This window comes from Kitasatospora sp. NPDC001175, assembly GCF_053598215.1.
This window is the reverse complement of record NZ_JBSFJU010000030.1, coordinates 20731-37632: the sequence shown is the minus strand read 5'-3', so window position 1 is coordinate 37632 and position 16902 is coordinate 20731. Positions and strand designations below refer to the sequence as shown.

Below are 16902 nucleotides of genomic sequence, written 5' to 3'. Positions count from 1 at the left end.
CGCCCCCGCCACTGGGTAGAGGTCGGTCGCGTTCCGGGTGGCCGTTCAAGGTCCGGGCAGCCGTTCGAGCTCCGGGCGGGCCGTGGCCGGGCGAGGCGGGTCCATAAGGTGGCATAGGCTCGGCGGGTGGACCGCAAGAACATCCCGAACCCCGGATTCGCCGCCGACGACGGCACCGCCGACCCCCGCCTCAGTGCGGCGCTGGCCGCTTGGGCCGAGGACCGGGCCGCCGAACCCGGCCTGCTCGAAGCCCTGACGCAGAGTCGGCTGATGGTCCCGATCGTCGCGCTGCTCGGCGAGGTGGAGACCGACGCCAACGGGCTCAAGCACGAGAAGACCAGCGACATGGCGGTACCGGTGATCGAGGCCGCCGACGGCCGCCGCGCCCTGCCCGCCTTCACGTCGCTGGAGACCATGGCCCGCTGGCGCGCGGACGCCCGCCCGGCTCCGGTCGCCGCCCCGCAGGCCGCGATGGTGGCGTTCTCCGAGCACGCCGACACCCTCTTGATCGACCCGGCGGGGCCGGTCAGCTACCCGCTCAGCGGCGCCCGGCTGCGGGCCGTCGCGGAGAACCGTCCCTACCTGCCGCCCGCGCAGGACCCGGAGGTCCAGCAGGCGGTCCGGGCACTGCTCGCCGCCGAGCCGGCCGTCCTGCGGGCCGAGCTGCGCGGCTCGGGCCCGTCCGCCGGGACCGACGCGGTGCTGGCGCTCGCCCTCGAACCGGACGCGCCGGTGCAGGAGCTGGCCCAGCGGCTGGCCGCCGCCCTGGTCGGTGACGCGCTGCTCCGGGTCAGGCTCGACCACGGGCTCGACCTGGCGCTCCTCCCGCCCACCGGCGCCCCCGCCGGGGAGTCGCTGTACGAGCGCGAGTGATCCGGCGGGCGTGAGCCGGCCGGCACCCCGTGTCCCGGGACGCCGGCCGGCCCGAGCGGGTTCCGTCAGCTGTAGACGGGCCCGGTGAACTTCTCGCCGGGGCCGGCGCCCGGGGCGTCCGGGACCAGGGAGGCCTCGCGGAAGGCCAGCTGCAGCGAGCGCAGTCCGTCGCGCAGCGGCGCGGCGTGGAAGTTGCTGATCTCGGGAGCCCCGGCGGTGACCAGGCCGGCCAGCGCGGTGATCAGCTTGCGCGCCTCGTCCAGGTCCTTGTCCTTCTCGCCACCCTCGGCGAGGCCGCACTTGACGGCGGCCGCACTCATCAGGTGCACCGCGACGGTGGTGATCACCTCGACGGCCGGGACCTCAGCGATGTCGCGGGTGAGGTCGTCGAAGCCGATGGTCTCGTCATCGTGCTCGTGGGGCTGGCTGCTCAAGGGGATTCACTCCGTGGTGGGAAAGGCCGTGCGGTGACCGGTCGGGGCACTCGGGGGTACACAGGGAGCGTACAAGGGGTCGCGGAGGCGCTGACCAGCGCAATGGACTCGGCCCTTGACCGGGCCCGGAATACCTGCCGGGCCCTGAACGCTGGTATGCTTCGAGACTGACCGGCCAGGCAGCCCTACGGATTGCCCGGCCAGCAAGTGGAGGCTCCACTTCAGGAGGCCCGAGAGGGCAACCGCGAAAGTCTCCCACCTGTCCGACTCAAGGGTCGGAGGGTCCGGTCCGCGACATCGGCCGCAAGGTTCGATGCTCGCCGCAGTGCCCGTCCAGAAGACGGACACCGCCCCCGGTTGTGTGGAGCCCCGCCTGTGTACCGAGCGGGGCTTTTTTCGTGCCGCGGTGCCTGCACCACAGAGCAGCGCAGCACGAATGAAGCCCCGCCCAGTGGTCGAGTCCACTACGTGCGACCGCCGTCCGACGGCCGCATCGGAGAAGGTGCAACCGAGGAGGCCCCATCAGCACCGAGCCCCGCATCAACGACCGGATTCGCGTCCCCGAGGTGCGACTCGTCGGTCCCAGCGGCGAGCAGGTCGGCATCGTGCCGCTTGCCAAGGCGCTGGAGCTTGCGCAGGAGTACGACCTTGACCTGGTCGAGGTCGCGGCGACCGCTCGGCCGCCGGTGTGCAAGCTCATGGACTACGGCAAGTTCAAGTACGAGTCGGCCATGAAGGCCCGTGAGGCGCGCAAGAACCAGGCGCACACGGTCATCAAGGAGATGAAGCTCCGGCCGAAGATCGACCCGCACGACTACGACACCAAGAAGGGTCACGTCGTCCGGTTCCTCAAGCAGGGCGACAAGGTCAAGATCACGATCATGTTCCGCGGTCGTGAGCAGTCCCGCCCCGAGCTGGGCTTCCGACTGCTGCAGCGGCTCGCGAACGACGTCCAGGACCTGGGATTCGTCGAGTCCTCGGCCAAGCAGGACGGTCGTAACATGATCATGGTTCTTGGCCCGCACAAGAAGAAGACCGAGGCGATGGCCGAGGCCCGTGCCGCAGCGGACGCCCGCAAGGCCGAGCGTCAGGGCCGGAACATCGGTCCCAACGACGCCGACGCGGCTGACGACGTTGACGCCGACGCGGCTGACGACGTTGTGGTCGAGGCCGAGGACGCCGCCGCCGAGGTCGAGCAGCCGGCCGAGGCCGCCAAGGACGCCTGAGCCCCCTCCAGGGCTGTACGGCGGTCCGGGCGGACCGGCCACCGGGGTACCGGGGCAGCCTGCCCTGCGTACCAGTGATCCATCCAGTTCACCGCCCGCGTTCCCCGGAGCGCGGGCGGTGGGCGGACCGACGAGGAGATACGGCGACATGCCGAAGCAAAAGACCCACAGCGGCGCCAGCAAGCGCTTCAAGATCAGCGGCTCCGGCAAGGTGCTGCGCGAGCGTGCCGGCCGTCGCCACCTGCTCGAGCACAAGCCCTCGACGCTGACCCGCAAGCTGGCCGGCACGGTCGAGATGGCCCCGGCCGACGCCAAGAAGATCAAGAAGCTTCTGGGCAAGTGATCGCCCTCCTGCCGGGCCGCGACCGCGGACCGGTGGGGCCAGCTGATCCTTCCCGACCCATTCGAATGACGGACCACGTGAAGTAGTCCGTGGTCCAACCCAAGGAGTAATGAAGTGGCACGCGTCAAGCGGGCAGTCAACGCCCACAAGAAGCGCCGGGTCATCCTGGAGCGCGCCAGCGGCTACCGCGGCCAGCGCTCGCGCCTGTACCGCAAGGCCAAGGAGCAGGTCACCCACTCGCTGGTCTACAACTTCAACGACCGTAAGAAGCGCAAGGGCGACTTCCGTCAGCTGTGGATCCAGCGCATCAACGCTGCGGCCCGTGCCAACGGCATCACCTACAACCGCTTCGTCCAGGGTCTGAAGGCCGCCGGCGTCGAGATCGACCGCAAGATGCTGGCCGAGCTGGCCGTCAACGACCAGGTCGCGTTCGTCGCGCTGGTCGAGGTCGCCAAGAAGGCGCTGCCGGAGGACGTCAACGCCCCCAAGGTCGCCGCCTGATCAAGGCCGGAGCTTCGGCACCGTAGCTGATCCGCTCAGACCCGCAGGCCCGCCGCCTGCGGGTCTGAGTGCTTCCCAGGGTTCCCCGCAGAGCCGCACCGGCCGCGCCAGCCCGCGGCTGCCCACAGAGAACGAGAGCATGCAGAGCACCGACATCCCCCTGCTCACCTCCCTGCGCTCCCCGCGCGTCGTCGCCGCCCGCAAGCTGGCCCGGCGCAACCAGCGCAGCAAGGAGCGCCGCTTCCTGGCCGAGGGCCCGCAGGCGGTCCGGGAGGCCGTCGCGTACGGGCGGCTGGCGGGCTCGGACGAGCACGCCGTGGTCGAGATCTACCTCACGCCGCAGGCCCTGGAACGGCACGCCGACATCGTCGCCGCGGCCCGGGAGGCCGGTCTGCCGGTGCTCACCGCCACCGACGAGGTGATCGCGGAGATCTGCGACACGGTCACCCCGCAGGGCATCGTCGCGCTCTGCCGCTTCATCGACACCCCGTTCGAGGAGGTGCTCAGGGCCCGCCCGCAGCTGGTCGCCGTGCTGGCGCACGTGCGCGACCCCGGGAACGCGGGCACCGTGCTGCGCACCGCCGACGCCGCCGGGGCCGACGCGGTGATCCTCACCGACGCCTCGGTGGACCCGTACAACCCGAAGGCCGTCCGGGCCTCGGTGGGCAGCCTGTTCCACCTGCCGGTGGCCACCGGCGTGCCGATCGAGGAGGCCGTCGAGCGGCTGCGCGAGGCGGGCGTACGGGTGCTGGCTGCGGACGGGGCGGGGGAGCGCGACCTCGACCAGGAACTGGACGAGGGCACCCTGGGCGCACCCGGTGCCTGGGTGTTCGGCAATGAGGCCTGGGGTCTGCCGGAGGAGACCCGCGCACTCGCCGACGAGGTGGTGCGCGTGCCCATTCACGGGCACGCCGAGAGCCTCAACCTCGCCACCGCCGCCGCCGTGTGCCTCTATGCCTCCGCTCGTGCGCAGCGCTCGCCCGGAGGGTGTCGCGCACAGGGGTAGTGGCGCTAGGGTCTGGCCGTGGGGGAACGGACACGGTGGGTAGTGCCACCGACACCAGCACACGGTGGGCCGGGCAGTCGGGCAGGGGCCGGGCACGCGACGGCGGCCATCGGCGCAGGAGGCTCTGAGCGGGGAGGACACCCATGGACGGCAGCGGGTCCCAGGTGAACCCGGACGACCTGCCGGACGGACTGGTGATCGCCGACGCGGCGGGCGAGGTGGTCTGCTTCAACCGTGCCGCCGTCCGGCTCACCGGGATCCGGGCCGCCGTCGGCACCCCGTTGGAGCAAGCGCTCCCGCTGGAGGACCTGGACGGCCGCCGCTGGTGGCAGCTGACCGACCCGTACGGGGGGCTGGCCATCCGCACCGGCCAGCCCGAGCGGAACCTGCTGCTGCCCGGCGGCCGAGAGGTGCTGGTCTCCGCCCGCTATGTGCGCGAGCGGCCCCGCGGCCCGGTCCGGCGGGTGGTGGTGGCGCTGCGCGGCACCGAGGCGCGCCGCCGTACCGAGCGCAGCCACGCCGAGCTGATCGCCACCGTGGCGCACGAGCTGCGCTCCCCGCTCACCAGCGTCAAGGGCTTCACCGCCACGCTGCTGGCCAAGTGGGAGCGGTTCACCGACGGGCAGAAGCGGGTGATGCTGGAGACCGTCGACGCCGACGCGGACCGGGTCACCCGCCTGATCGCCGAACTCCTGGACATCTCCCGGATCGACGCCGGCCGGCTGGAGATCCACAAACAGGTGGTGGACCTGGCGGCGGCGGTGCGGCGGCACGTGGACGGCAAGGTGGCTGCCGGGATCCCGGCCGACCGCTTCGACATCAGGGTCACCGAGCCGCTCACCCAGCTCTGGGCCGATCCCGACAAGATCGACCAGGTGCTGGCCAACCTGCTGGAAAATGCGGTGCGGCACGGCGAGGGAACTGTCACGATCGAGGTGGCGCCCGCCAAGGAACTGGTCGAGGCGACAGGCCGGGAGCGTCCCGGCACCCCGCCCAGGGCCCCCGAGGGCCGAGTCATCGAAGGGACCGCGGTCACCGTGAGCGACGAGGGCACCGGCATTCCGGAGGAGTCCATGCCGCGCGTCTTCACCCGCTTCTGGCGCGGCTCCAAGCGCGGCGGCACCGGCCTCGGCCTCTACATCGTCAAGGGCATCGTCGAGGCCCACGGCGGCACCATCAGGATCAGCCGCGCGCCCGGCGGTGGCGCCCGGTTCCGATTTATCCTGCCCGCCGGAGTGCCGGACTTCATGCTCTGAAGTCCCGCCCGGCGGGCGGCGAAGGCAGGCGGGCGTGCCCATCGGGGCGGTGCGCGAGCGGCCGAGCACCTTCCGACCGGTCTCCCGGACGGTTCCCCGCGCCCACCGATCGGTGCCGGTGCGCGGGTGTCCGGGACCCGCGCGATGGTGCCCGGCGCCTCCCGCGCCCCTGGGGCGCTACGCGCTGCGACTACACTCGACCTTTGGCGTTGTGGGACGCCCTGCGCGGCCGCGCCGCGGACACCCTTCCTGACAGTGGCGGGAGCGGCTGCCCGTGCCCCGGCCACGCCGGGCGTAGCGCAAGGGCGAGACGGACCCCTTCACTTCACGAGCAGGAGCACGGGAAAGATAGCGATGTCGGCACCCAACAAGTCGTACGACCCGGTAGAGGTCGAGGCATTGAAGCCCGAGGTGGTGGAGCAGGCCAGGGACGGGGCGATCGCCGCGTTCGCCGCGGCCGGCGACCTGGCGCAGCTCAAGGAGGCGAAGGTCGCGCACACCGGCGACCGCTCGCCGCTCTCGCTCGCCAACCGTGAGATCGGCGCGCTGCCGCCGCACGCCAAGGCCGCGGCGGGCAAGCTGATCGGCCAGGCCCGTGGCGCCGTCAACCAGGCCCTGGCCAAGCGCCAGGCCGAGCTGGAGGCGGAGCGCGACGCCCGGGTGCTGGTCGAGGAGGCGGTGGACGTCACCCTGCCGTACGCCCGTAACCCGCGCGGCGCCCGCCACCCGCTGACCACCATGGCCGAGCGGATCGAGGACACCTTCGTGGCCATGGGCTACGAGGTCGCCTCCGGCCCCGAGGTCGAGGCCGAGTGGCTCAACTTCGACGCCCTCAACCTGCACGAGGACCACCCGGCCCGCTCGATGCAGGACACCTTCTTCGTCCAGGCCCCGGACGGCTCGGCGGACTCCGGTGTGGTCCTGCGCACCCAGACCTCCCCGGTGCAGATCCGCACCATGCTCGACCGCGAGCTCCCGCTGTACGCGATCAGCCCCGGCCGCGTCTACCGCACCGACGAGCTGGACGCCACCCACACCCCGGTCTTCCGCCAGGTCGAGGGTCTCGCGGTGGACGAGGGCATCACCTTCGCCGACCTGAAGGGCACCATCGAGCACCTGGTCGCGACGCTGATCGGCGGCGACCTCGAGCTGCGCTGGCGGCCGTCGTACTTCCCGTTCACCGAGCCGAGCGCCGAGGTGGACCTGCAGTGCTTCGTCTGCCTGGGTGCCAGCGTCGGCAACCCGGAGCGCCCCTGCCGCACCTGCTCCTCCGAGGGCTGGATCGAGCTCGGCGGCTGCGGCGTGGTCAACCCGCGCGTCCTGGTCGCCTGCGGTGTCGACCCGGACCGCTACAGCGGGTTCGCCTTCGGCCTGGGCCTGGAGCGAATCCTGATGAATCGTCACAACGTCGCCGACATGCGCGACATGGTCGAGGGTGACGTCCGCTTCACCCTCCCGTTCGGGATGGAGATCTGATGCGCGTCCCGCTTTCCTGGCTGCGCGAGTACGTCGACCTTCCGGCGGGTGAGACCGGCCGCGACGTCGCGGCCCGACTGGTCCGCGCCGGCCTCGAGGTCGAGACCGTCGAACAGCTCGGCGCCGACCTCAAGGGTCCGATCGTGGTCGGCGAGGTGCTCTCGATCGAGGAGCTGGCCGGCTTCAAGAAGCCGATCCGGCACTGCTTCGTCAACGTCGGCGACGCCAACGGCACCGGCGAGCCGCAGGAGATCGTCTGCGGTGCGACCAACTTCGCCGTCGGCGACAAGGTCGTGGTCGTGCTCCCGGGCGCGGTGCTGCCCGGCCCCTTCCCGATCGCCGCGCGGCAGACCTACGGCCACACCTCGGCCGGCATGATCTGCTCCACCCGCGAACTCGGCATGGGCGACGACCACGGCGGCATCCTGGTACTGGAGTCGCACCTCGAGCCCGGCACCGACGCCATCGAGCTGCTCCAGCTGGTCGACGAGGTGCTGGACATCGCCGTCACCCCGGACCGCGGCTACTGCCTGTCCATGCGCGGTGTGGCCCGCGAGGCCGCCGCCGCGTACGGGCTGCCGCTGGCCGATCCGGCGCTGCTGGACGTGCCCCCGGCCAACGCCGACGGCTACCCGGTCAAGGTCGCCGACCCGGCCGGCTGCGACCGCTTCGTCGCCCGCACCGTCGCCGGCGTCGACCCGAGCGCGCAGTCGCCGATCTGGCTGCAGCGCCGGCTGCAGAAGTCGGGCATCCGCCCGATCTCGCTGACCGTCGACATCACCAACTACGTGATGCTGGAGGTCGGCCAGCCGCTGCACGCCTACGACCGCGAGCGGGTGAACGGGCCGATCCTGGTCCGCCGCGCGGAAGAGGGCGAGAAGCTCACCACGCTGGACGGCGTCGAGCGCAAGCTGTCCGTCGAGGACGTGCTGATCTGCGACAACTCCGGGCCGATCGGCCTGGCCGGGGTCATGGGCGGCGCTTCCACCGAGATCCTCGACCCGGCCGCGGGCCCGGGCACCACCGAGGTGATCATCGAGGCGGCGCACTTCGACCCGATCTCGGTCGCCCGTACCGCCAAGCGGCACAAGCTGCCCTCCGAGGCGTCCAAGCGCTTCGAGCGCGGTGTCGACCCGGACGCCGCCCGCGCCGCCGCCCAGCGCGCGGTGGACCTGCTGGTCCTGATCGCCGGCGGCACCGCCGAGGCCGGTGTCACCGACATCGCCGCCCCGCACCCGCTGCGCACCATCCAGATCGCCGCCGACCTGCCGGACCGGGTCGCGGGCACCGAGTACGGCCGCGAGACCGTCACCCGGCGCCTGCAGGAGATCGGCTGCACCGTGATCGGCGCGGACGTCCTCGAGGTCACCCCGCCGACCTGGCGCCCCGACCTCACCGACCCGTACGACCTCGCGGAGGAGGTCATCCGGCTCGAGGGCTACGACAACGTGCCCGCCCGGATGCCCACCGTCCCGCCGGGCCGCGGGCTGACCGAGGTGCAGCGCTTCCACCGCCGCACCGGCGTGGCGCTGGCCGGGGCCGGCTACGTCGAGGTGATCAACTACCCGTTCATCGGCGAGAGCCTGCTGGACGCGCTCGGCCTGGAGGCGGACGACGAGCGCCGCCGCACGGTCAAGCTGGTCAACCCGCTCAACGACGAGGAGCCGTCGCTGCGGACCTCGCTGGTGCCGGGCCTGCTCGGCGCGCTGCGCCGCAACGTCGGCCGGGGCAACACCGACCTGGCGCTGTTCGAGACGGGAACGGTCTTCCTGCCCAAGGCGGAGCAGAAGATCGCCCCGCGCCTGCCGGTCGACCGCCGTCCGGTCGAGGAGGAGCTGGCGGCGCTGGACGCCGCGCTGCCGAACCAGCCGCGCCGGGTCGCGGTCGCCCTCGCGGGCGAGCGGCTGCCGTCCGGCTGGTGGGGCAAGGGCGGTGCCTCCTGCTGGGCGGACGCGATCGAGGCCGCTCGCACGGTGGCCCGCGCGGCCAACGTCGAGTTGACGGTCCGTCAGTCCCAGCTCGCCCCCTGGCACCCGGGCCGCTGCGCCGAACTCGCGGTCGGCGACCGGGTGGTGGGCTACGCGGGTGAGCTGCACCCGCGGGTCATCAAGGCGCTGAACCTGCCCGAGCGCACCAGCGTGATGGAGCTCGACCTGGACCTGCTGTTCGCCGACGGCGCGCAGCGGGTGAGCGGCCCCACCGTGTCCTCGTACCCGGTGGCCACCCAGGACGTCGCCCTGATCGTGGACTCCGCCGTCCCGGCCGCCGAGGTGGAGGCCGCGCTGCGCGAGGGTGCGGGTGAACTGCTGGAGTCCATCCGGCTGTTCGACGTCTTCACCGGCGAGCAGGCGGGCGAGGGCAAGAAGTCGTTGGCGTACTCGCTGCGCTTCCGTGCCACCGACCGCACGCTGACCGCCGACGAGGCCTCGGCCGCACGCGAGTCCGCCGTGGCGGCCGCCGCGGCCCGCACCGGCGCGGTGCTGCGCGGCGCGTGACGTACTGACGGTGCCCCGAAGGGCCCCCGGAGCTCCGGCTCCGGGGGCCCTTCGGCGTTCCCGGGGCGGCTCGGGTGTACCTGGGGTGGCCAGGGCTTCTCCGGATGACTCGGCTGTCCCGGGCCGGCCCGACCGGCGACCCGGCCGAAGCGGGTGTGGCCTGCGAACTCCTCGTGCGGCGTCGGCAGTTGGGGCGGGCTTCGGGTGGCGGCAGGTCCGAATCGGATGCGTCGGGCCTCTTGTGGTGTCCATGTCGGTCTGCGTTAATCGTCTGCGTCAGGATCGTTAGGAAAGTTTCCTGACCGCCCACTCCTCGGGCATCCCTGTGCCCGGCGACAGAAGACGGAGCGTCATATGCACTCGCAGCACCGGGTCGGCCGCATCGCCCTCGCAGTCGCGCTTGCCGTGATACCCGCATCGCTCGCCACCGCCGGAGTCGGACACGCGGCCACCCCCGCGGCCACCTCCGCCGTGAAGGCCGGGGCCGGCCTGGACGACCCGCACAAGAAGGACATCGCCATGCAGCTGGTGTCCAGTGCCGAGAACTCCTCGCTGGACTGGAAGGCCCAGTACAAGTACATCGAGGACATCCACGACGGCCGCGGCTACACCGCGGGGATCATCGGCTTCTGCTCCGGGACCGGTGACATGCTCGAACTGGTCCAGCACTACACGGACCTGAAGCACGACAACGTCCTCGCCAAGTACCTGCCCGCGCTGAAGAAGGTCAACGGCTCGGAGTCGCACGCCGGCCTCGGCACCCCGTTCACCAAGGACTGGGCCACCGCCGCCAAGGACCCGGTCTTCCAGCAGGCGCAGAACGACGAGCGCGACCGGGTCTACTTCAACCCCGCGGTCAACCAGGCCAAGTCGGACGGGCTGCGCGCGCTCGGCCAGTTCGTCTACTACGACGCCATCGTGATGCACGGTCCCGGCACCGACTCGGACAGCTTCGGCGGCATCCGCGCCGCCGCCATGAAGAAGGCCAGGACGCCCGCCCAGGGTGGTGACGAGGCCACCTACCTCAACGCCTTCCTGGACGTCCGCAAGGCCGTCATGAAGAAGGAGGAGGCGCACAGCGACACCAGTCGGGTCGACACCGAGCAGCGGGTCTTCCTGAACGCCAGGAACTTCGACCTCAACCCGCCGCTGAAGTGGAAGGTCTACGGCGACCCGTACAGCATCAACAGCTGAGCGGGACCGGGTGAAGAGGCGTACAAGTCGGGTGGGCTGATGATGATTCATCGGCCCACCCGGGTTCTGTCTGAGTCGGGGCAGTGTTCAACGCATCAGCGCGCAGCCGGAGCAATGACCGTCGTTCTGCCCCTCCTCGTGTCCTCCGATCCGGAGGAGAGAGAGCGAGACCGGTCATGGATCAGCCGGTCTGCGGCCTGCCCGCCTAGTACGGCGTGCCGTTGGCGAAGTCGGTCGCGAAGGTCTTCTCGATGCCGTCGAGCACGGCCGGGGCGTTGACGATCAGGCCGAGTTCGCGGTTGCTGTTGAGCGAGTTGTCGGAGAAGTTCTCCGAACCGGCGAAGACCTCGGCGGTGTCGGTGCCGTAGTCCGCGACGATGGCCTTGGCGTGGATGTACAGACCGGTGGTGGAGGAGTACGTGACCACCGAGCCGCCGGCGGCCGTCACCTGGTCGAAGTTGCTCCCGTAGCTGCTCGGGTCCATGCCGACCACCCGTACGGTCACCCCGCGCTGCTCGGCCGCCACGATCGCGTTCACCAGGTCGGCGTCGCCGAACTCCAGCTCCTCGACGTCCAGGGAGTGCTGGGCGCCGTTGATCAGGTCGAGCAGCCGGCTCTCCGAGTCGGTGGGGGACCAGACCAGGTCGTCACCGTCGGCCGGGGTGACGGAGGTCTTGGCGTAGTCCGCGTTGAAGACCTGCTCGATCGCCGCGACATCGGCCGAGTCGCTGTCGAAGACGCCGTAGTCACGGCTGGAGGAGTAGTAGGTGGCGTCCAGATTCCCGGTCAGGATCAGGGACTTGCTGCCGTCCACCGTGACCGTCTTCTGGTGCGTGTAGACGTACGCCGAGGAGGAGTACGTCACGCCGACGCCCGCCGCCTTGAGCGCGGAGTAGGCCGAGCCGTTCACCGAGGTGTGCTTGGCGTCCAGGATCACCCGGACCTTCACCCCGGCCTTCTTCCGGTTCACCAGCGCGGTCACCGCGGTGGTGTCGCGCAGCTCGTACATGGTCACGTCGACCGAGGTGGTGGCCGAGTTGATGAAGCTGTAGACCGCGCTGTGGTCCTGGTCCGGGAAGGTGAGCAGCGAGTACGTGCCCGTCGCGGCGGGTGCCTGGCCGGCGCCCGTGAGCAGGGCTATCGCGGACAGCAGTGCGGTACCGGCGACGGCGCAGGACCGACGGGCGAGACCGAGTCTGGACATGGTGAACTCCGGCTCCGGGAAAGGGGGATGGACCCCTGGCGGTGGGGGTGGGCCTTTGATGGTGCTCAGCCAATGGTGGGGGCGCCGGAGTTTACGCGGGTAGATGCGGGAGGTTAATTTCTGACGGCACGACAGGTTCGCGCTTTTGGGGATTCCTTTAGCAAGGCGGCCGGGCGGAGTCTCGACCCATCGGTTCCCCAAAGTCGCCGACGGCCGCCCGAGTTGGCTCCGGGCGGCCGTCAGGAAGCTTGAGGTTCAGGTTACTTGCGCAGCAGAAGGACGACCGAAGCGGTGACCAGACCGAGCACCACGGCCGCGGCGCCGTACGCCAGCCGGTGCGAGCGGACCACCGGCAGGAACCGGTCGAGGGCGATCCGACCGGGGCCGGTCAGGGCTATTCCGGCAGCGGCGGCCGTCAGCAGCAGCTCGTACTCGACGCCCTTCGGCGCGAAGAACCCGCCGCCCCAGATGACCGCGAGCGCGTTGACCATCGTGCCCACCAGCGCCGCGCCGGCGAGCGGGGTGAGCAGACCCGCGGCCAGGCCGAGTCCGCCGAGGGTCTCGGTGAGGCCGGCCACCACCGCCATCACCTTGCCGGCCGGGTAGCCGCTCGCCGTGAAGAAGGCGGCAGTGCCGTCGATACCGCCGCCGCCGAACCAGCCGAGCAGCTTCTGGCTGCCGTGCGCCGCCATGGTCAGGCCCAGGGCGAGCCGGATCAGCAGCAGTCCGATGTCGTGTGCGTGCGGGGAGGTGGACGACCTCCAGTCGGTCTCCCGGTCGGTGCGGGCGGCGGAAGCGGGGGCAGTCGGGTTCGGCATGCGTGTCTCCATCGCTCGGGGAGTGATTCAAATTTGAACCGAGGGGAGGTTCGACCGTATCCGATGATTCAAATTCGAACAAATCCCTTGTGGTGCGGGCTCGGAGGTGGCGGTCAGTCAGATCATCTGTCGCGCAAGATCTTTATCTGTCTCCTACGCCCGGGGTGGGGGTTGAAGTGCCGCTGCCCCGGGCCGGGATCACCGCCGCCCGGCGCCGAGAGCACTGCCGCCCGGACCGGGGGGCCGGGCCGGGCGGCAGGTGGGGTGTGCTGGAGGGAAGTGGTCGGGTGCTCGCGGTGCAGTCGTGGCGGCCGCGGTCGGACCTGCGGTCGAATGGATCCGCGTCCACCGTTCGAGACGGCGCCGGGGAGCGGCGTGCGGCGGCTCCTCGTCCTCCCGAGACGATCGCGGGGGAGGACTCGTTCCGCTGCTCAGCGTGCGGTATCGCCGCTAGAAGCTCGCTTCCGGTCGCGTGGCGGACGCGGCTGCAACGGCCGTAGCCAGCGGGTCGCGGGCCGGGCGGCCAAGAAGGCCTGCGAGGTCGGGGGCGGTGCCGTCCAGGAAGCCGTGTCGGATGCCGGTGGCAATCGAGGCGAGCATGGGCGGCTGGAACGGCAGGAGCCCCGGCGTCTCGTCGAGGAGCCTGCGCCGGTACTCGCCCAGGCCAATGGTGCGGTGCGGGACCCCGAGCCGGTCGGCCACCTGACCCGCCGTGATCGGCGTGCCGACGAGGTCGTAGACGCGCCCGCCGTGCCCTGCCGGATCCGCCGCGACGATCGCCGCGGAATCGGCGAGATCCTCCCGCGCGACCGCCGCCAGGGCGCCATCTCCGAACGCGGACTCCACGCCGTCCTCGGCCCACATCAGCAGGCCGCCGAAGAGTTCGGCGTACAGGCCGTTGCGCAGGATCGTCCAGGGCAATCCGCTCGCCCGCACGAGGCGTTCAGTGGCACGGTGCGCGAGCGCGAAACCGAGATGGTCGCCGGCTGTGGTCAGGCTCGTGTAGACGACGTGGCGGACGCCATCGCGGACGGCGGCGTCCAGGACCGCCGCGTGCCGCCCGACGACCTGGTCGTCCTCGGCATAGCCGGCGGAGATCAGTACCAGGGTCGACACCTCGGAGAGATCGAGGCTCACGTGGTCATCGAAGTCGAGACGCCGCATCCCCTCGCGGGGCGTGCGGCTGCCGCCCGTCGCGGCGGCACCGCGGGTGCGCAGCGCCGCAAGGGTGGCAGAGCCGAGGTTCCCGCTTGCTCCGGTCACCAAGATCATGTCAATCGCAGTCTTCCGTCGTGGTTCTCATCGGTAACTACGCTTGATCCTCGATCGCACGCCCACCGGCCACAAGAAGGCAGTTCGATGTCACTCACGCACACCGGGGTAACCGCCCCCGCCGACCTCGACCCCTGCGGACGCGAGGACCACCCCGACTGCGGCATCCGCGACGTCCTGGACCGCATCGGGGACAAGTGGTCGGTGCTGGTGATCGTTGAACTCGCGAGCGGCCCACGTCGGTTCCGTGAACTGCAACGCGCCATCGACGGCATCTCACAGCGCATGCTCACCCTCACCGTGCGCAGGCTCGAACGCGACGGCCTAGTGCTGCGCACCGTGTACCCGACCGTCCCGGCCCAAGTCGACTACCGCCTGACCGAGACCGGAGCCGGCCTGACCCACCTGGTCAAGGCGCTCGCCGACTGGTCGCTCGCCCACCGCGCCGTCATCGCGGAGGCGCGGCGCGCATACGACCAGACCCACCCCGACCATGACATCCGCTGAGGAGGCACTGTCCTTTGGATCACGGCTTCAGCCAGACAACGAGACGACGTGCGGGCCGCCTCTCAACCGCTCCACCGGTCGTCAGGCTCAATGCGCTATGGACATGAGTGCGAGACACATGACGAACACAGCGACTACGACCGCAGCGACCAGTGCGAGGCCGATCAACCCAGTCACCCCAGCGATCGCGATCCAGCCGAACCGCGTCGCGCGTGCGGCACGCTGAACGGCGTCTTCGCACTCACTGTCGTCGTACCAGCCACGATCAGTCATGGCACCCCCTCTTGGGAGCCTACAGCGCAGGCACTCTGCCGTCGGACCAAGGTGCACCACTCGTCGTGGACCGCCGCAACCGTGATCGCCAGGACAGCGTCCAGCTAGGAGACATGGCGACGGATGACGTTCCGGGGCTCGTCCAGCCAGACGGACTGGGCGCCGTCCGCCGCGATGGTGACGCCGTAGCGGGTCAGCTCGGGTCCGCCCTCTTCCTGCCAGTGGAGCCGGGCAATGGTGATCTCGTCCCAGAGGCGACGGTTGCCCGCCTGCTGCACCGCGCCGTCGCCGCCCCAGTCGTGGTAGCGGACCGAGGCACACGAGCCGTGGCCGTCGGAGAGCCGCATCCGGTAGGTGCCCGCCGGGTCCGCCTCGTCCCAGGTGTGGACGTAGCGCACCAGAGGCGCTCGCAGGCCGATCGCGAACGCCGCGTGGACACGCTCGAGGGCGAGGTCCGGATCGATCCCGGAGGCGCCGTGGGAGGTGGGAGCCGCCTGCGGACCGGTCATCTCAGGCGGTCGTTGGGCCCGCATCCACATGAAGCTGACGTTCTCCACGAACCGGCCGTGCGCCGCCTGGCCGCGCTCCCCGACGTCCAGCCGCAGCAGTGCGGCATTCGCGTACGGGGTGCCCCACGGCGTCACGATGACGCCGCCCGGCTTGGTCTGCTCGACCCATACCCGGGGCACGCGCTGCACGGCGGCGGTCGAGTGGATCCGGTCGTACGGTGCGCCGAAGGGCCAACCCAACAGGGCGTCGCCGTGGTGCTGGTGGACCGGCAGGAGTCCGGCGGCGGCGAGGCTCTTCGCCGCCTGCAGGTACACGTCGCGGTCCACCTCGACCGTGGTCACGGCCTGGCTGCCGAGGCGGGCGCAGAGCAGGCCGGCTGTCCAGCCCGTTCCGGTGCCGATGTCCAGCACGGTGCAGCCGTCGCGCACGTCCAGGTGCTGGAGCATGGACGCCACCAGGGACGGCATGGACGCGGACGAGGTGGGCACCCCGGGCCCATCCTCGGCCCCGTCGTCCAACTGGGTCACCACGACGTCGTCGGCGTTCACCAACGACCACCAGCGCCGTTGGGGGCGCCGCCGTCGGGGGCCCACACGGCGTTCGGGGTCGACCTTGCGGACCATGCTGAGCGACACCGCCGAACGGTCCGTCAGTTCGCGCTGGGTGAGGCGGCGGGCCGAGCGAACCGTGGCAATCCGCATGCCGAGGTTGACTGCTGGTCCAGGCATACCGGTGACAGTACCCGTGCTGTCACAACTCGGCTGGCAGAACCGCCCGGTGGCGACATCGGGCGGTTCTGCATCAGGTGGCCGCTACCAGAAGCTCGGCAAGTTCTGCGATTGAACCGATGCTCCAGTCGGCTCCGGCGGAGTCCTGTTGCAGTAGGCCGATCGGCCCACGGCGGATGTGTGCGACCCGGAGGCCAACGGCTCGTGCGGGAGTGATGTCGTTGGCCGGATGATCTCCGACGTAGAGGATCTCGCGGGGCTCGCCCGGCGCCCACTCGCAGACGCGGTCGAAGAATGCGGTGTTTGGCTTGGCAACTCCCCATTCGGCCGAGGTGGCGACCGCATCGACGGGAAGCTTTAGTCCGCGCAGGAGTTCACCCGCACGTACATTCTGATTCCCGGCCACGCCGATCCAGAGTCCAGCGTCCTTGAGCTGCTGCAGGCCGTCACGAACGTCGGGGTACAGATCGGTCTCGTCCAGGTACTCGTCGCGGCCGGAAGCCTGGCGAGCAGCCCATTCGGCGGGAACGTCGCAACCGGGCCGGATCAGCCGGATCGCGTCCGCATTGTCCTTGCCCTGCGCAACGACAGCGCCGACCAGGGCGGACATCGTGTGATTCGGGACGCCGAGCCATGTTGCCCAGTCGGCCCAATAGCGGGTGTCGCTGGTCAGGGTCTCGCCGATGTCGAACACGACTGAACGAATCATGGCCGCAGCCTAGCGGGGCAAGGAAGCGCTGTCGGTGGTCTTGTGCTCAGGCGCCTGCGACTTGCGCGGCAATGGAT

General features: G+C 70.8%; 16 protein-coding genes. 10 read left to right on the top strand and 6 right to left on the bottom strand.

All coding sequences use genetic code 11. The annotated features are described in order from the left end of the window. Nucleotides 1–126: 126 nt before the first annotated feature. On the top strand, nt 127–873 hold the full coding sequence (locus ACWDAK_RS21905) for an SseB family protein (RefSeq protein WP_427394467.1): 747 nt from the start codon (nt 127–129) through the stop codon (nt 871–873). 65 nt (nt 874–938) lie between these two features. Here the strand turns inward: ACWDAK_RS21905 and ACWDAK_RS21900 are convergent, their stop codons facing one another. Continuing rightward, a complete protein-coding gene (locus ACWDAK_RS21900; protein ID WP_344635458.1) occupies nt 939–1307 on the bottom strand; it encodes a DUF1844 domain-containing protein in 369 nt (122 codons plus the stop codon). Nucleotides 1308–1828: 521 nt separating this feature from the next. Between ACWDAK_RS21900 and infC the strand changes: the two genes are divergently transcribed. From infC to ACWDAK_RS21860, 8 genes are all read left to right on the top strand, one after another. Next, nucleotides 1829–2533 carry a translation initiation factor IF-3 gene (infC, locus tag ACWDAK_RS21895; RefSeq protein WP_344635707.1) on the top strand — a complete coding sequence of 235 codons (705 nt, stop codon included), beginning with the start codon at nt 1829–1831 and terminating at the stop codon, nt 2531–2533. A gap of 148 nt (nt 2534–2681) precedes the next feature. Then, entirely contained in the window at nt 2682–2876 is a 195-nt protein-coding gene (gene rpmI / locus ACWDAK_RS21890; protein WP_030286227.1) for a 50S ribosomal protein L35, read from the top strand. A 114-nt stretch (nt 2877–2990) separates the two neighbouring features. After that, nucleotides 2991–3377 carry a 50S ribosomal protein L20 gene (gene rplT / locus ACWDAK_RS21885; protein ID WP_344635457.1) on the top strand — a complete coding sequence of 129 codons (387 nt, stop codon included), beginning with the start codon at nt 2991–2993 and terminating at the stop codon, nt 3375–3377. A 139-nt stretch (nt 3378–3516) separates the two neighbouring features. Next, nucleotides 3517–4383, top strand: a complete 867-nt coding sequence (locus tag ACWDAK_RS21880) for a TrmH family RNA methyltransferase (protein WP_344635456.1) — start codon at nt 3517–3519, stop codon at nt 4381–4383. Nucleotides 4384–4526: 143 nt separating this feature from the next. Continuing rightward, entirely contained in the window at nt 4527–5639 is a 1113-nt protein-coding gene (locus tag ACWDAK_RS21875; RefSeq protein WP_344635455.1) for a sensor histidine kinase, read from the top strand. Nucleotides 5640–5993: 354 nt separating this feature from the next. After that, nucleotides 5994–7115, top strand: coding sequence for a phenylalanine--tRNA ligase subunit alpha (gene pheS / locus ACWDAK_RS21870; protein WP_344635454.1), 1122 nt, complete (start codon nt 5994–5996; stop codon nt 7113–7115). After that, nucleotides 7115–9610: a phenylalanine--tRNA ligase subunit beta gene (gene pheT / locus ACWDAK_RS21865; RefSeq protein WP_427394468.1), complete on the top strand. Its 2496-nt coding sequence runs from the start codon at nt 7115–7117 to the stop codon at nt 9608–9610. The genes pheS and pheT overlap by 1 nt, the downstream gene beginning before the upstream one ends. 354 nt (nt 9611–9964) lie before the next feature. After that, entirely contained in the window at nt 9965–10804 is an 840-nt protein-coding gene (locus tag ACWDAK_RS21860; RefSeq protein WP_344635452.1) for a chitosanase, read from the top strand. A 205-nt stretch (nt 10805–11009) separates the two neighbouring features. On the opposite strand, the gene ACWDAK_RS21855 is transcribed toward ACWDAK_RS21860, so the two are convergent. The 3 genes from ACWDAK_RS21855 to ACWDAK_RS21845 form a co-directional block, all read right to left on the bottom strand. Next, on the bottom strand, nt 11010–12008 hold the full coding sequence (locus tag ACWDAK_RS21855) for a phospholipase D-like domain-containing protein (RefSeq protein WP_427394469.1): 999 nt from the start codon (nt 12006–12008) through the stop codon (nt 11010–11012). A 260-nt stretch (nt 12009–12268) separates the two neighbouring features. Continuing rightward, nucleotides 12269–12826, bottom strand: a complete 558-nt coding sequence (locus ACWDAK_RS21850; RefSeq protein WP_344635450.1) for a DoxX family protein — start codon at nt 12824–12826, stop codon at nt 12269–12271. 450 nt (nt 12827–13276) lie between these two features. Further along, nucleotides 13277–14098, bottom strand: a complete 822-nt coding sequence (locus tag ACWDAK_RS21845) for an NAD(P)H-binding protein (protein WP_427394470.1) — start codon at nt 14096–14098, stop codon at nt 13277–13279. Between the two features lie 87 nt (nt 14099–14185). Between ACWDAK_RS21845 and ACWDAK_RS21840 the strand changes: the two genes are divergently transcribed. Continuing rightward, complete coding sequence (locus tag ACWDAK_RS21840) at nt 14186–14605, top strand: winged helix-turn-helix transcriptional regulator (protein WP_344635448.1); 420 nt, start codon at nt 14186–14188, stop codon at nt 14603–14605. A 377-nt stretch (nt 14606–14982) separates the two neighbouring features. Here ACWDAK_RS21840 and ACWDAK_RS21835 read toward each other — a convergent pair whose 3' ends face one another. Both ACWDAK_RS21835 and ACWDAK_RS21830 read right to left on the bottom strand, forming a co-directional pair. Then, nucleotides 14983–16116 (bottom strand): methyltransferase domain-containing protein, encoded by a 1134-nt coding sequence (locus ACWDAK_RS21835; RefSeq protein ID WP_427394471.1) that lies wholly within the window; start codon nt 16114–16116, stop codon nt 14983–14985. Between the two features lie 73 nt (nt 16117–16189). Further along, nucleotides 16190–16825 (bottom strand): HAD family hydrolase, encoded by a 636-nt coding sequence (locus ACWDAK_RS21830; protein ID WP_344635446.1) that lies wholly within the window; start codon nt 16823–16825, stop codon nt 16190–16192. Nucleotides 16826–16902 lie beyond the last annotated feature (77 nt).

Excerpts from the sequence above, each read along its gene's own strand:
- ACWDAK_RS21860 (WP_344635452.1), top strand. The coding sequence starts at position 9,965 with ATGCACTCGCAGCACCGGGTCGGCCGCATCGCCCTCGCAGTCGCGCTT.
- ACWDAK_RS21845 (WP_427394470.1), bottom strand. The coding sequence starts at position 14,098 with ATGATCTTGGTGACCGGAGCAAGCGGGAACCTCGGCTCTGCCACCCTT.
- ACWDAK_RS21850 (WP_344635450.1), bottom strand. The coding sequence starts at position 12,826 with ATGCCGAACCCGACTGCCCCCGCTTCCGCCGCCCGCACCGACCGGGAG.
- ACWDAK_RS21875 (WP_344635455.1), top strand. The coding sequence starts at position 4,527 with ATGGACGGCAGCGGGTCCCAGGTGAACCCGGACGACCTGCCGGACGGA.
- pheT (WP_427394468.1), top strand. The coding sequence starts at position 7,115 with ATGCGCGTCCCGCTTTCCTGGCTGCGCGAGTACGTCGACCTTCCGGCG.
- pheS (WP_344635454.1), top strand. The coding sequence starts at position 5,994 with ATGTCGGCACCCAACAAGTCGTACGACCCGGTAGAGGTCGAGGCATTG.
- ACWDAK_RS21840 (WP_344635448.1), top strand. The coding sequence starts at position 14,186 with ATGTCACTCACGCACACCGGGGTAACCGCCCCCGCCGACCTCGACCCC.
- ACWDAK_RS21855 (WP_427394469.1), bottom strand. The coding sequence starts at position 12,008 with ATGTCCAGACTCGGTCTCGCCCGTCGGTCCTGCGCCGTCGCCGGTACC.
- ACWDAK_RS21835 (WP_427394471.1), bottom strand. The coding sequence starts at position 16,116 with ATGCCTGGACCAGCAGTCAACCTCGGCATGCGGATTGCCACGGTTCGC.
- ACWDAK_RS21880 (WP_344635456.1), top strand. The coding sequence starts at position 3,517 with ATGCAGAGCACCGACATCCCCCTGCTCACCTCCCTGCGCTCCCCGCGC.
- rpmI (WP_030286227.1), top strand. The coding sequence starts at position 2,682 with ATGCCGAAGCAAAAGACCCACAGCGGCGCCAGCAAGCGCTTCAAGATC.
- ACWDAK_RS21830 (WP_344635446.1), bottom strand. The coding sequence starts at position 16,825 with ATGATTCGTTCAGTCGTGTTCGACATCGGCGAGACCCTGACCAGCGAC.